The 14,291-nt window shown below is 60.7% G+C and carries 10 protein-coding genes and 2 pseudogenes; 7 read left to right on the top strand and 5 right to left on the bottom strand.

Annotation, left to right across the window (positions count from 1 at the left end):
• Window positions 1-125: 125 nt before the first annotated feature.
• Window positions 126-830, bottom strand: a complete 705-nt coding sequence (locus MUN79_RS02300; protein ID WP_244676201.1) for a LytR/AlgR family response regulator transcription factor — start codon at window positions 828-830, stop codon at window positions 126-128.
• Window positions 827-1,885 carry a sensor histidine kinase gene (locus MUN79_RS02295; RefSeq protein WP_244676200.1) on the bottom strand — a complete coding sequence of 353 codons (1,059 nt, stop codon included), beginning with the start codon at window positions 1,883-1,885 and terminating at the stop codon, window positions 827-829. Before MUN79_RS02295 ends, MUN79_RS02300 begins: the two co-directional genes overlap by 4 nt.
• Before the next feature lie 226 nt (window positions 1,886-2,111).
• On the opposite strand from MUN79_RS02295, the pseudogene MUN79_RS02290 reads away from it, so the two are divergent.
• The 3 genes and pseudogenes from MUN79_RS02290 to MUN79_RS02285 form a co-directional block, all read left to right on the top strand.
• Window positions 2,112-4,238 (top strand): annotated as a pseudogene (locus MUN79_RS02290) (outer membrane beta-barrel protein); the annotation flags it as partial.
• A gap of 68 nt (window positions 4,239-4,306) precedes the next feature.
• Entirely contained in the window at window positions 4,307-4,534 is a 228-nt protein-coding gene (locus MUN79_RS29800; RefSeq protein ID WP_262922973.1) for an outer membrane beta-barrel protein, read from the top strand.
• 319 nt (window positions 4,535-4,853) lie between these two features.
• Window positions 4,854-6,098 (top strand): tol-pal system protein YbgF, encoded by a 1,245-nt coding sequence (locus tag MUN79_RS02285; RefSeq protein ID WP_244676199.1) that lies wholly within the window; start codon window positions 4,854-4,856, stop codon window positions 6,096-6,098.
• A 34-nt stretch (window positions 6,099-6,132) separates the two neighbouring features.
• Here the strand turns inward: MUN79_RS02285 and MUN79_RS29795 are convergent, their stop codons facing one another.
• Window positions 6,133-6,627: a DUF5723 family protein gene (locus MUN79_RS29795; protein WP_262922972.1), complete on the bottom strand. Its 495-nt coding sequence runs from the start codon at window positions 6,625-6,627 to the stop codon at window positions 6,133-6,135.
• Between the two features lie 11 nt (window positions 6,628-6,638).
• Window positions 6,639-7,628, bottom strand: a complete 990-nt coding sequence (locus MUN79_RS29790) for a DUF5723 family protein (RefSeq protein WP_262922971.1) — start codon at window positions 7,626-7,628, stop codon at window positions 6,639-6,641.
• Window positions 7,629-8,101: 473 nt separating this feature from the next.
• Here MUN79_RS29790 and MUN79_RS02275 point away from each other — a divergent pair, with 473 nt between their 5' ends.
• Window positions 8,102-8,899, top strand: a complete 798-nt coding sequence (locus MUN79_RS02275; RefSeq protein WP_244676198.1) for an SDR family oxidoreductase — start codon at window positions 8,102-8,104, stop codon at window positions 8,897-8,899.
• A gap of 92 nt (window positions 8,900-8,991) precedes the next feature.
• Here MUN79_RS02275 and MUN79_RS02270 read toward each other — a convergent pair whose 3' ends face one another.
• Window positions 8,992-9,975: a phosphatase PAP2 family protein gene (locus MUN79_RS02270; protein WP_244676197.1), complete on the bottom strand. Its 984-nt coding sequence runs from the start codon at window positions 9,973-9,975 to the stop codon at window positions 8,992-8,994.
• Window positions 9,976-10,422: 447 nt separating this feature from the next.
• Here MUN79_RS02270 and MUN79_RS31665 point away from each other — a divergent pair.
• From MUN79_RS31665 to MUN79_RS02255, 3 genes and pseudogenes are all read left to right on the top strand, one after another.
• Window positions 10,423-11,873, top strand: a pseudogene (locus tag MUN79_RS31665) (aldehyde dehydrogenase family protein).
• 559 nt (window positions 11,874-12,432) lie between these two features.
• The gene (locus tag MUN79_RS02260; protein WP_244676196.1) at window positions 12,433-12,765 is read left to right on the top strand and encodes a hypothetical protein; all 333 of its coding nucleotides are present in this window, start codon (window positions 12,433-12,435) and stop codon (window positions 12,763-12,765) included.
• A complete protein-coding gene (locus MUN79_RS02255) occupies window positions 12,735-14,228 on the top strand; it encodes a GMC family oxidoreductase (protein WP_244676195.1) in 1,494 nt (497 codons plus the stop codon). Before MUN79_RS02260 ends, MUN79_RS02255 begins: the two co-directional genes overlap by 31 nt.
• The last annotated feature ends 63 nt before the right edge of the window (window positions 14,229-14,291 follow it).

Raw genomic sequence — 14,291 nt, 5'->3', positions numbered from 1 at the left:
TTCAACGTGCAAAAGCTCTTTGACCAAAGCAATGGTAAAGGGCTTTTCATGTTGATACCAGCTGCGGTGGGGCAGGGAGGAAGGTCCTTCGCTTTGCTCAGGATGACAGACTAAATAATGCGGCCTTACTTCTTGAAAAAAGCCAGCAAGTCGGCTTTGTGGGAGTTGCCGATGGGAATGTAGGTGCCGTCGTTGAGAATCACGTTTTCGGGCTGCAGCAGCTTAATGTGGGCCACGGCCACGATAAAGGAGCGGTGCACCCGCAGAAACGCCGAGCCCAGAGTTTCGACCATTTCCTTCATGGTCTGGTGCAGGAGGTAGGTTTTGCTGCCCGTCACGATCTTGACGTAGTCCTTGCAGCCCTCCACGTACACGATTTCGCGGTGACTGACTTTGAGCAAGCCCTGCCGCTCTTTTACTAGTAAGAACTTCTCCTCGTCGGAGCTGGCCTGGGGCACGGGCTGCACGGCGGGCAGGCGGGAAATAGCCTTCATAAACCGCTCGTAGCTGAAGGGCTTGAGCAGGTAGTCGAGAATGTCCAGCTCGTAGCCCTCGTAGGCATACTCGCGGTAGGCCGTGGTCAATACCGTTTTGGGCGGATTCTTCATCGTTTTGAGGAAGTGCAGGCCCGTAATCAGCGGCATTTCGATGTCGAGAAACATCAGGTCGACGGGGTGCTGGAGCAGGTGGTCGTGGGCTTCCATGGCGTTGCGGCACTTGCCGCTGAGCGTGAGGCCGGGCGTCTGCTCAATAAACTGGGTGAGTACCTGGTGGGCCAGGGGCTCGTCGTCCACAATCAGGCAGCGGACGGGGGCGGGCGTATTGGTCATAGCGTAAGGGTTAGTTCGGCGCGGTAGCGGCCGTCGTGTTCAGTTAGCAGCAGCTCGTGGGCGCCGGGATAATACAGGTTCAGGCGCTGGCGGATATTGATCAGGCCGATGCCGCCGCTGCGCTTGGGCGAGGCCGGGGGCGGGGTCGGCAGCATATCATTCTCGATAACAAAGTGCAGCTGCCCGGGCCGGCTGCTGAGCGTGGCCTGCACCAGGGCCGCGTCGGAGAAGTGGTGGCGGCCGTGCTTGAAGCTGTTTTCGACCAGGGGCAAAAGCAGCAGCGGCGGCACCTGCAAGCCCTCGGGTAGGCCGTGAGTTTCAAAGCGGATGCTGGCCCCGGGATATTTGCGCTGCTCCATTTCGAAGTAGTTTTCCAGGAACGTGACTTCCTCAAGCAGGCCAATGTAGTCCTTGCCGCTGTCGTAGAGCACGTAGCGCATCAGCTCCGATAAGAGCAGGATGAAGCGGGGCGTTTCGGGTGAGCCCACCAGGCTCAAGCCGTAGATGCTGTTGAGCGTGTTGAACAGAAAGTGGGGCTGCAGCTGACTTTTAAGCTGTTCGAGCTGCAGGGCCAGATGGTCTTTTTCCAGGTGGCGGCGGCGGTACTCATTCTCGAAGGCCAGCCGCACGAAGGCCACGCAGCTAAAGGCAATCAAATCGGTAACGGTCAGCTCCAGGCTCCACCAGCCGGGCAGCTGGGCCCAGCTGCTCAAGCCATTCAGGTGTGCCAGCGACTTGAACAGCCCGCAAGTGAGCCGGAAGCTCCATGCCGAGCCCAGCCAGAAGTACGCCAGCGTGAGGCCGAGCAGGAGCAAGTGCTGGCGGCGGTGGAGCAGCCGGGGCATCAACCAGCGGTAGTAGGGCAGCACGTAGAGCGTGACCACCACGGCAAAGGCGCACAGGTGGGGAAAGGGAAAGTACAGGCGCACCCGCGGGTGGGGTGGCAGCAACTCCACGTAGGCTGAGTACTTATACAAGCCCACGTACACGGCCCACATCAGGAGTTCGAAAGCGAGGGGAAAGCGGCTGGGCCGGTCGGCGGCGTCTTGTTGCATGGGGGCAAGTTGGCGGTTTTTCGGCCCGCTTGCCGCCCCGGGCCGCCCGACTTTCGACCAATAGGGTGTTTTTTTCGACTAAAAAATGCGGGGTTGGAATTAGTCGGGGCGGGGCCGGAAATGGTCGAATAAGGCCAATAGAAGCGGATTGGAAGCAGTTGTTTTGTCCCATTCCCAGCCGGTTAGCGGCGGGAGTTTTCCTCAACTCTTCCTTTCAACCTCCGATATGAAAAACGCTTTCCACTCCCTGCTTCTCGTTGGTTCGCTGGCCGCTTCGCCCGCTCTGGTTTTGGCCCAAACCAGCCCCGCCGCTACCGCCCAAACCACCGGCGCCGTAACGGGCCAGGTGGCCGACAGCCTCTCGCGCCAGCCTCTGGCTTTTGCCACCGTGATTCTGCGGCCCGCCGGGGAGTCGAAAGCAGCGCTGAGCACGATGACCAACGAGCAGGGCGCCTTCCGCTTCGAGGCCGTGCCCGCCGGGCAATACTCCTTGCTGGTCAATTACATTGGCTACAAGACCTCGGCTCCGGCTGCGTTGACGATAGCGGCCGGCCTGAACCAGGCCCCCGCCGTAGTCCTGGCCGCCGACCGTAAGCTGCTGAAAGGCGTGACGGTGACGGGTACCAAAGCTTTTATCGAGCAGCAGGCCGGCAAGCTGGTGCTCAACGTGGCCGCCAGCCCCATTGCCGCCGGCGGCACCGCCTACGACGTAATTGGCCGGGCTCCGGGCGTGGTGGAGCAGGGCAACGGCTACGTGCTGCGCGGCAAAAGCGTAACGGTGCTGCTCGACGGCAAAACCACCAACCTGAGCGGGGAGGAGCTCAAGAACCTGCTCAGCGGCTTGCCCGGCAGCACCCTGGACAAAGTCGAGGTTATCAGCAACCCTTCGGCCAAGTACGACGCCCAGGGCGGGGCCGTGGTCAACATTATTACCACCAAAAGCCGCAAGCTGGGGACCAACGGCACCGCCACGCTGGGCGCCGGCGCCGGGCAGTACGGCCGCTACAACGCCGGCTTGAGCCTGAACCACCGCACGGCCAGCCTCAATGTGTACGGCGGCCTCGACCGGCTCGAAAACCAGACCTACAGCACCAACCATTCAGAGCGGGCCGCCGCCGACAGCCGCCTGACCGAAAACGGCCGCGAGGTGCGTCACAACCAAAACAACTCGGCCCGCCTCGGCCTCGACTACGACCTGAGCAAGACCAGCTCGGTGGGGGTGCTGGTAAAGGGCATGCTCAACTACCGGGACCGGGACGGCCGCAACAACGCCCTGCTGGCCGCCCAGAACGGTGCTGCCCTGGAGTCGTCGGAGCTGCGCACGGTGGGAGAGGCCCGGTTTCTGAGCCCTTCGGTAAACGTGTACTACAAAACCACGCTCGACACCACCGGCCGCACCCTGCGCCTGAATGCCGACTACTTCGGCTACCAGAAAAACTGGCAGAACGACTACACCACCACATTCGGTGACGAAGGTGCCCAGGCCGATCTGCGCCGCGACAAGTCGCCGGCCCGCAACTCGGTGAAGTCTGCCTCGGCCGACTACTCCCAGCCCTTTTACAAAGGCACGCTCGAAGCCGGCTTGAAAACCACCTTCACCACCACCGACAACGATATTCGCTGGGAGCAGGCCACCGCCGGCCAAGCTTGGACCACCGACCTGGGCAAAACCAACCACTTCATCTACCGCGAGAACATCAACGCGGCCTACGCCAGCTACCAGCGCACGGTGCAGAAGCTGGACCTGCAAGTAGGCCTGCGCGCCGAGCAAACCAACACCACCGGCACTTCCCTGACCCTCGAGCAAACTACCCGCCGCCACTACCTGAACCTGTTTCCCACCGTGTCGGCCCAGTACAACAAGTCGGAGAAGGTGCAGCTGGGCTTTGCCTACCGCCGCAAGATTGACCGGTTCCAGTTCGGCATCGTGAACCCCTTCGTGACCTACATCAGCCAGTACCGCTACGCCCAGGGCAACCCCAACATCCGCCCTTCCTTCTCCCACAACTTCGAGTTCACGCACTCCTACAACAACCTGCTGACTACCTCGCTCAGCTACGGCCACCACACCAGCGTGCTTATCGACAGCTACGAGCAGCAGCCCGGCAGCCAAGTAGTGGTCAACTCCTTCCGCAACTTCCGCAGCGCCGAGTCGCTCGACGGCAGCATGACCTTGATGAAGCCCTGGCTGAGCGGTAAGTGGATGACGGTTACGACGGTGGGTGTCTCGTTTGCCAAAGTCAACGCCAGCACCGTGGGTATCAGCAGCTCCCGGCCCTCGGGCATGCTTTCCTCCAACCACACCATTACCCTGGGCAAGGGCCTAAAGGCTGAAGTATCGGGTATGTACATGTCGCCAATGACCTTCGGGGGCTGGCCTTCCAGTCTCAGTTCTTCACGGGCTTCGGAATTTCCAAGTCGGTGCTCAAGGAGGCCGGCACGCTTACGCTCAACGTCACGGACATATTCAACACCCAGCAGCGCCGCTACGAAGTGCTGGCCGGTGGCCTCAACTCCCGCCACAACGACAAAGTAGAAAGCCGCTTCGTGAAGCTCAACTTCAGCTACAAGTTTGGCAAGAAGACCGTGAAAGCCAGCCAGCGCCGCGACACGGGCATCGAAGCCGAAAAGTCGCGCATGGACAACTAAGCCCGGCGGGCCCCAGCTGCCGACACTTTTATCTATGGCTCGTGAGGTGGCGCCTGAATACCACAGGCCGCCCAGATTGTAAGTGAATAAGTTATGGGAGGCCAGTGCTGCTGTAGCATTGGCCTCCTTTGGCGTGCGGCAGCATCGTAGTTCGGGTTTCGGCGGTGGCGGCAATTGGGAAGAAAGCCGTTATTTTGGCTGGCCCGGTCCCCGTCTTCCAAACCAAGCGGGTAGTAGCGCGTTATGTCATCCGAATGCCGAGCTCCAACCCTGGCCTTGTGGCTGGGCCCAGGCTCAGTTAATCCACGAAGTATATTCTATGCGGCAGTTACTGCTTATTCTGGGCCTGGTTTTTTGCTCGCTGCAGGTTGTTGCCCAGCGCCCTGATTCCACCAAAACGCCCCGGCCCATTCGCAAGATTGAGCTCGAAAACGTGGACATTGCCCCCGGCGCCCGCGACGGCAAAGGCTGGCTCATGCTCGACAAGGACATTCAGCTGGAGCTGGAAGGCGCCATTCAGAACCTCTACAACTTCAAGTACGACAAGGCCGAAAAGCAATTCCGCTCCCTGCGCCGCCGCTACCCCGAGCATCCCTTGCCCTACCTGCTCATGGGCCTGAGCCAGTGGTGGAAAATTCTGCCCACCAACCTGCAAACCAAGCAGTACGACAAGCTCCTGCTGGCCTACATGGACACCACCGTGCGCAAGGCCGAGGTGCTCTACGAGGCCGACAATAAAAACTACGAGGCCTGCTTTTTCCTCTCGGCCGCCTATGGCTTTGATGCCCACCTCAACGCTGAGCGCAAAAACTGGACGGCCGCCACGCTCAGCAGCCGCAAGGCCCTGCGCTACCTGCAGGAAAGCAAGGAAGCCAACGGCCTGAGCCCGGAGTTTCTGTTCGGGCAGGCCCTGTTCAACTACTACGCCGTCTGGATTTCGGAAAACTACCCGCTGCTGCGGCCCGTGCTGCTGCTGTTCCCGAAAGGCAACCGAGGTCTGGGCCTGCAGCAGCTCAAGAACGTGGCCAGCAACGGCTTCTACACCGGCGTAGAAGCCAAATACTACCTAATGCGGATTCTGTACGCGGAGGAAAACAACCTGACCGCGGCCCTGCCCACGGCCCGCTACCTGGCCAACAACTACCCTGACAATGCCTACTTCCAGCGCTTCTACGCCCTGCTCTGCTACCACCAGGGCGACATGATTGAGTGTGAGCGAATCAGCCGCGAAATCTTGGATAAAATTAACCGCGGCCTGCCCGGCTACGAAGGCATCAGTGGGCGCTACGCCACGTATTTTCTGGGCTCCATCGTGCAAAACAGCTACAAGGACGTGGTAAAGGCCAAGGACTACTTCCAGCGCTGCATCGTGTTTTCGGAACTGACTGGCGACACGGAAAGCGGCTTTTACCTCTCGGCCAACCTCAACCTGGGCCGCTTGGCCGACGATGAGAAGGACGTCAAGATGGCGCGGCGCTACTACGAGGTAGTGGCCGATAAGTCGGAGCATAAGTCACCCCAGTACCGCGAGGCTAAGCTGTACCTGAAGAACCACAAAAAGTAAAGGCGGCCTTGCGGGCCGCCTTCGGGGTTGTTAGTTAGTTTATGGTCTTGATTTCGTTGCTGTCCTTGAGGCGGGACTTGCCGTGCTTGGCTTTGCGCTTGCCGCCGTTGGCCAGCTGCAGCAGCGAAATTTCGGCGTAGCCATTAAAGCCGTAGGGGTTGCTGGAGGCAAAGTACGCCGACAAGTCGTTGGAGCCGATAACCAGCGGCCCGAGCCGTACCATCAGGCCGTAGTTGAAGGTCTGGTAGGCATTGGCCATGGTGATGGGCGTAGCGACTTCCAGCCACTTGCTTTCGATGCGGGGCGTGAGCGAGGCAAAGGAGAAGCTGCGCATGCCCACGGCGTACTTGCCGCGCAGGCTCTGGCTTACGGCGGCGTTGGCGTACAGCCACTTGTAGAGGTGGTAGTCCACGTCCACGTTCAGGGTGGTAGGCACGCCGGCTACAAACTGATTTTCCCGCTGCTGTTTCTGGGTGCGCAGAATTTTGTTGAGCCGCGCTTCGTAGTTGTCCAAGTCAATGCCTTCCAAGTCTGATTCGCTTACCCCGAGTTCTTGGTTTTGATGTTGTTGAAAGCTGTGGCGTTATCGGCGTAGCGGATGTAGCCGATGTCCGTTACCGATACGGCCACGCGGTACTTGTACTTGTTGCGGGAGTAGTCGAGCCGGTCCACGCCTTTTTTGTCGATGTAGCGGTACTGGCCCATGTTGGGGCGGTACTCGTACACAAAGCCCAGGTCCATGCCCCAGCCGCCGCCGCTGCCTCCGCCGCCCTTGAGCCACTGCAGGGCTTGGTTGGCATCCACGTTGTCAAAGGCATCGGGGTTGGAATAGCCGAAAGCGGCATCCAGGGCGTTGATGCGCACAATCGTGTCGCCGGTGGCAGCTGTCTTGTCCACAATCTGGTAGTCGGCCTGGCGGCTTTGCAGGTAGCCCGAGCCAAAGCCCACGTAGCGCTTGGCCGTCACGCCGGCCTTCACAAAATGCAGGCTGTTGTCGAGCACCACGCGGCCGTAGGTCAGGGCGTACTCGGAGTAGGCGTTCAGGTTCAGGTTGAAGGTATTGTCGCTGGCCCGGCCGCGGGTTTTGAAGCCGTCCACGGCATTCACAATCAAGGATTCCGACACGGAGTTGCCCTGCAGGGCTACCCGCGCCCGGGTGCTGAAGGCCACGCTCTGGGTGGGGCTCAGACGCAGCATGATGCCCGGGCCGCGCACGTTGAGGCCCGCACTAAAGGACTTGGCCTTGTCGCTGGGGCTGCGGGTCAGAAACTGCTTGTCCAGGTCCAGGTCTTCGTTCGGGGTCTGGGGGCTCCAGGCGCCGGTGTAGCGGTAGGCCGTGTTGGTGACGTGGGCATCGAAGCTGGCCAGCTGAAACTGGAAAAAGTAGCGGTTATCGGCAATAGAGGCCGGATTCCAGCTGGTTCCGGTCAGGCCGGAGTAGTTGCTGCGGGTGCTGTTGAACAGCTGCTGAGCCGCCACGCTGCTCGGGAGCAGCGCCAGCATCAGCCCGCACAGGCGGATAGTAGACATGTAAACGTGTTGCGTTAGGGTAAGTAGTGAGGAGCGGAGCGAGAAATTGAACCCTGGCCGGAGTCCGGCCGGCGGCGTGTAGCCGGCCATACAGGCTCTGGAAGTGCCAGGGGTAATCGGTAAGCAGGTTGGTATTTGCTTGACTTGCAAAATGTTGTGCAAGGTGGGCGCAGGGTTGTTAAAGCATGGGGCGCCCGTTCAAACCAGGTTGATAAACAGCAGCAGGCGGGCTGTTTTAGGACGTTTTAAGGACAAAATTAGGACTTCCACTAGCCGTGCGCAATACCTAGAAGTAGGTATTCTGCGGGAAAAACAAGGCCGGGAAGCAGGACAGTACACCACCTGAGCCATAACCCGACCGGCTGGTCTGCGTTTGGAAATGAACCCAACCTCATTATTCTCAACGCTATGGAAAACAAGCCGACCACCCTGCCCCCCAGCATCAGGACCAGCAGCCCGGCCTCGAATCGGAAATGACACCCCAGCCGGAATACATCCGGCCCGGCTACAAGAGCAGTGAAAAGCTCCAGGGCAAAGTAGCCCTGATTACGGGCGGCGACAGTGGCATTGGCCGCTCAATAGCCGTGCATTTTGCCCGCGAAGGCGCCGATGTGGCCTTTACCTACCTGCCCGAAGAAGAGCAGGATGCCTACGATACCCGCCAGCTGGTGGAGCAGGAAGGCCGCCGCTGCCTTACCCTGCCCGGCGACCTGCGCGACCCGGGATTTTGCCAGTCCATTGTGGATCAGACGGTGCAGGAACTGGGCCGGCTCAACATTCTGGTCAATAACGCGGCCGAGCAGTTTGTCAGCCAGGACGTAACCGAAATTACCGACGACCAGTGGCTTGACACCTTCCAGGTAAACTTTTTCTCCTTCGTGCGCGTCACGCGGGCGGCGCTGGCGCACATGCAGGAAGGCGACTCTATTATCAATACGTCGTCCATCAACGCTTACCGCGGCAACCAGCAGCTGGTAGACTACACCTCCACTAAAGGCGCCATTACGGCCTATACCCGCTCTATTGCCCAGCAGCTGGCCGAGAAGAAAATCCGCGTGAATGCCGTGGCGCCCGGCCCTATCTGGACGCCCCTGATTCCAGCCACTTTCCCGGCGGAAAAAGTAGCTTCCTTCGGCAAAGACACCACCATGAAGCGCCCCGGCCAGCCGTCGGAAGTAGGCCCCTGCTACGTGTTCTTGGCCTCCGAAGACGCTAGCTACATTACCGGCCAAGCCCTGCACCCTAACGGGGGCGAAGTGCTTAACACGTAAGTCGTAAACCTAAGGAGCCCATAAAAAAGGCCGCAGCAATAGGTGCTGCGGCCTTTTCGCGTTTTGACTGGCTTACCAGCGGTACTGCATGGTCAGACCGTAGCTGCCGGCCCCGCCGGTGGGGAGAGGCGAACCTGCTTATACCAGGGCCGGGGCAGCAGCAAGCCGGTTTCCTGGTCCCGTTTTACTTCCTGCCGGCCGTGCATCACGGCTATTTTGCCGAAGCCGTAGCCCAGGGCCAACGCCAGCGGATAGTCGCTGGCCCAGTGCACGCCGTTGTTGAGCATGGCGTAGCTTAGCAGGCCCATCAAAGAGTAGCCAACGGGCCGGATAAAGCGGTATTCGGGGTAGTTTTCGGCAATAACCGTCACCGTAGCCATAGCCGTGCTCAGGTGGCCCGAAGGGTAGGCGTCGTAGTTGGGTACGTGCTGGCTGTAGATTTTCTGGTTCGGAAACAGCCGGATTTTGCCTCGCGGGTAAGTTGTCGTGTACGGACTTTCCCGGCCCGTCAGGTGCTTGAGCACCTGTACTACCAGGCCGTTGGTGTAAGTAGCCTCCATCAGCTGGCTGGCGGTTTGCGAAGCCCTGTTGTCGCGCCCGATCAGGCCGTAAGCCCAGAAGCTGCCCGCAATGCTCAGGTGGGTCCAGCCGTCGCCCAGGAAGTACATGGCGCTGTTCAGGTTCGAGGGGTAGTTGAACTCCAGATCCAGCTGCTTGCCGTTGCCGTAGCGCACGGGCACGTCGAACAAGGTCGTCTGGGTGCTGGCCGACGACAGATTCAGGTGCCGCCCCAGCTGCTTGGCCCCGTCCAGAATCTGCTGGTCGAAGGCGTAGAGCAGCACCGTGCTGGCCACCACGCCCCCAATCATGGGCAGGTTTTTTTTCTGGAAGGCAAACTTGGGGTAGGCCACCACGTCCCGCGGAATATTTAGCAGAAACCGGAACGGCTTGGGCCGCTCATAATGATACACCGTGCCCGAGGGCATTACATAGTCGCTGCGGCGGGGCCGGCGGGCAGTGGTGTCGGCGGCCGCCGGGGTTACGGCTTCCACCCGGCCCGAGTCGGGAGCTGCCACGGCTGCTCGGGCAGCGGCCTCAGCGGAGGCACTTGGGGCAGCGTCAGGCTGCTGGCCAGCAGCAGGGGGCGGAGTACGGAATCGGGAAGCGTAAGCAAACTCATGGCTGGTAAAAAAACGGGCCCAAAAGTACGTTAAAACCCGCGAAGAAGGAATGCCTGAGTATGGATATTTACGCTGTAAATAATTGTGTATTAATGTATTCTGGTAATCGGTTAGAATGAATTTTAGATGAAGAAAACACCCTAAAAAAAAGTAAAAAATTACGCCAAACGGAATGGCTTAGGTGTCCCGAAAGCGCCTAGCCGAATCGGCGGCAGGACAGGGCAAGCAGCCGGGTTGGCACGGTCGTGAGAAGCGCGGGCCCTAGCGTGGCGGTGGACTTGGCCGGCAGCCCTTCCCGGGTGGTTTGCGTATCTTAGACGAACTGGCATTTCTTCCGCACCTATGACCGTTTCCTCCGCGCCGGCTGCTGCTCCGGCTTCTCCCGCGGCCGCCTTCCCGGCTTTTTTGTTCGAGCAGCAACAGCTGCGGGCCCCGGCCCTGCGCCGCGAGTCGGCCGAGGAGCGGGCCGGGCGCCTGCGCAAGCTCAGCCAGTGGATTGAGCAAAACCGCACCGCTATTGAGGAGGCCCTGTACGCGGATTTTCGCAAACCCCCGGCCGAAACCGACGTCACTGAAATCTGGTCTAGCCAGGTGGAAATCAAGCACACGCTCAGCCATCTTAAGCAGTGGATGAAGCCGCGCCGGGTGGGTACACCGCTTTCACTGATGGGCACCACCTCGTGGGTACACTACGAGCCCAAGGGCGTCTGCCTGATTGTTGCGCCCTGGAACTACCCGTTTTACCTGGCCATCGACCCGCTGGTATCGGCGCTGGCCGCCGGCAACTGCTGCATTATTAAGCCCTCCGAGATGACGCCGGCCGTGGCCGCCCTGCTCAGCCGCATGGCCCGGGAGCTGTTCGACCCCGCCGAGGTAGCCGTGGTAGAAGGCGACAAAGACGTGGCCACGGCCCTGCTGCAGCTGCCCTTCAACCATATCTTCTTCACGGGCAGCCCGGCCATTGGCAAAGTGGTGATGCGCGCCGCTGCCGAGCACCTGACCAGCGTCACGCTGGAGCTGGGCGGCAAGTCGCCGGTGCTGGTCGATGCCACGGCCGATTTGCGCGACGCAGCCGAGAAAATTGTGTGGGGCAAGTTTATCAACGCCGGGCAGACCTGCGTAGCCCCGACTACGTGCTGGTGCAGGACAGCGTGCAAAGCCAGTTTGTGGACGAAGTGCGCCGGGCCATCGGTCGGCTCTATGACCCCGCCGGTGAGGGCGTCATCAACTCCCAGTCCTACGCCCGCATCGTCAACAAGCATCATTTTGCCCGGGTTTCGGGCTTGCTGGAAGACGCCCAGCGTCAGGGCGCTCAGGTGGTATCGGGTGGCATTGTGGATGGTAGTCAATGCTTTATCGAGCCCACGCTGCTGCTCGACGCTGCCCCCGGCAGCCGGGTGATGCAGGAGGAAATCTTTGGGCCGCTGCTGCCGATTCAGCCCTTCACAACGCTGATGCAGGCCGCCGACTTTGTGAATGACCGGCCCAAGCCACTGGCTTTGTACCTGTTTACCCGAAGCAACGAAAATCAGCGCTACCTGCTGCAGAACGTGGCCGCCGGCGGGTGCTGCATCAACGAAACTATTCTACACCTGGCCCACCCCGAGCTGCCTTTTGGCGGCGTCGGCAACAGCGGCATGGGCAAGGCTCACGGGCACTACGGCTTCCTGGCCTTCTCTAATGAAAAAGCGGTGCTCAAGCAGCGCACCGGTCGCACCGGCATCAAGTTTATGTACCCGCCCTACACCCCGAAAGTGCAGAAAATGGTGGACTGGCTGATGCGGCTGTTTTAAGGCCGGGAAGTAGAAAGTACGAGGAACAGAACGCCATTCCGAGCCCCGCGAGGAATCTCGCGTGCTGATGTTGTTTATGCTGTCATCCTGAGCGAAGCGAAGGACCTTATCATGGTAGAACGAATTATTGTTACGCTTGTCGTTCGTATCCCATAAGGTCCTTCGCTTCGCTCAGGATGACAGATATGCAAGCTGCCAGCAGCGCAGGTTAAATTACGCGGCATGCCTACTATTCGGGAGAAAATACCGATATTTTCAGGGCCCCGGTTTCCCACACTTGCCCGGTGGCATCCGCCCTTTTTTGTCCTCCCATGAATCTCTCCGCTGTCCATCATCCCACGCTGCAGGCGCTGGCCGACACTTTTGTTCCGGCTTTGCCTGGCCGCTCCGATAAAACCGAGTTCTGGGCCCGAGCCGGCTCGGAAGGAGTTGATCTGCAGAAAGTAGCGGAAGTGCTGAGCGCCCAGCCGTTGGCCGCTCAGCAGGAATTTGAGAAGCTGCTGGGCCTGCTCAACAACCCAATGCTGGGCCTTACCTGGTTTGGGCCCTCAAGCCCTTCGTGCGCCTCGATGCCGAGCAGCGTCAGCAGATGCTGCGCAGCTGGGCCCAAAGCAACCTGCCCCAGCTGCGCAAAGGCTTTCACGCCCTGCGCAAGCTGCTGCTGTTCCTGTACTATGGCTCGTCGGTGGCTGAGCAGGGCAATGAAGCTTGGGGCCATATCGGCTACCCCGGTCCGCTGCCCGACGAAGTAGTAGACACGCCCAAGCCCATCTGGACCCTGCAGCCCACCACAGCCACTACCTACGACTGCGACGTGCTGGTCATTGGCAGCGGGGCCGGGGCGGGGTTATTGCCGGGGAAATGGCTGCTGCCGGCCACGACGTGCTGGTGATTGAAAAAGGACCCTACTGCCACGGTTGCGACTTTACCCAGCGCGAGGTCGACATGATGGGCAAGCTCTACGATGCCAAAGGCGCCCTCACCACCCAGGATGGCGGCGTAGCCCTGCTGGCCGGGAGCTGCCTGGGCGGGGGCACTACCGTCAACTGGGCCGGGGCCTTCCGCACGCCCGACTACGTGCTGCAGGAATGGGCCCGGGAGCATCAGGTGCCGCACTTTGCCTCCCTGGAGTTCAAGCGCAGCCTCGACGCCGTGTCCAGGGCCCTGAGTGTGAATATCGACTACACCCGCCACAACGGCCAGAACCAGGCGCTCTGGGACGGCTCGACCAAGCTGGGCCAGGAAGTAAAGCTGATTCCGCGCAACGAAAAGGGCCTTACCGCCTCCGATGAGCATTTTCGGGGCCTGGGCTACACTACTATGGGCGACCGGTACGGCATCAAGCAGGGTACGCTGAACACGTATCTGCTGCAGGCTTTCGGACACGGGGCCCGCATCCTGGCCGACACCCACATGGAGCGCGTGACGATAGAAGCCGGCGTGGCCAAAGGTGCCGAGGGCGTGCATACCACCGCCGACGGCCGCCGGGTGAGCATCACGGTGCGGGCTAAGCGGGTGGTGGTGGCCGGCGGCTCGGTACAGTCGCCGGCGCTGCTGCTGCGTAGCGGGCTGCGGCACCCGCATATCGGGCAGCACCTGCATCTGCACCCCACGGTGGCCGTTTCGGCCCTGTATCCGCACGCCATCAACCCCTGGCACGGCCCGAGCATGTCGGTGGTCAACGACTGCTTCACGATGCTGAACGGCACCAATTTCGGGGCCAAGCTCGAAACCCCGCCGGCCCACGCCGGGCTGATGGCCATGGTGCTGCCCTGGCTTAGCGGTGAGCAGCACAAGCAGACGATGCTCGAAGCAGCCCACCTGGGCAGCTTCATCGTGCTGACCCGGGACCGGGACGGCGGCCGCGTCAGCATCGACAAGCACGGCGCACCCCTGGTGGATTACGTGCTCAGCGACTTCGACCGGGCCAATATGCTGCAGGGCGTGCGGGCAGCGGCTGAGATTCACGTGGCGGCCGGGGCCCGGAAAGTGTATTTGCCCCACGGCTCTTTGCCCATTCTGGAAGCCGACGGTGGCACGCTGCGCAACCCCGAACTGCTCGACAAACTACCCCACCTAGGCTGGAAGCCCAACCAATTCAGCCTTTACAGCGCCCACCAGATGAGCACTTGCCGCATGGGCGGCACTGAGGCTACGCACCCGGTAAGGCCCAATGGCGAAACCTACGAGGTGCGTAACCTGTTCGTGGCCGATGCCTCGGCTTTTCCGGCCTGCAGCGGTGTCAATCCAATGCTCACTATTATGGCCCTGGCTCACTACACGGCCCAGGAAATGAAAGCCAGTAGCCCAACAGTGGCGTTTTCGAGCAGCCGGTCGGCCGCTGCGGCACAGTAGCGGGCAAAAGGCCTACAGGTCCGGTTTGGCAAGTGAGCATAACCGCCGGGTATAGTTTTCGCG

The organism is Hymenobacter cellulosilyticus (genome assembly GCF_022919215.1).
Lineage (GTDB): Bacteria > Bacteroidota > Bacteroidia > Cytophagales > Hymenobacteraceae > Hymenobacter > Hymenobacter cellulosilyticus.
This window is presented reverse-complemented; position numbering and strand designations above follow the sequence as displayed.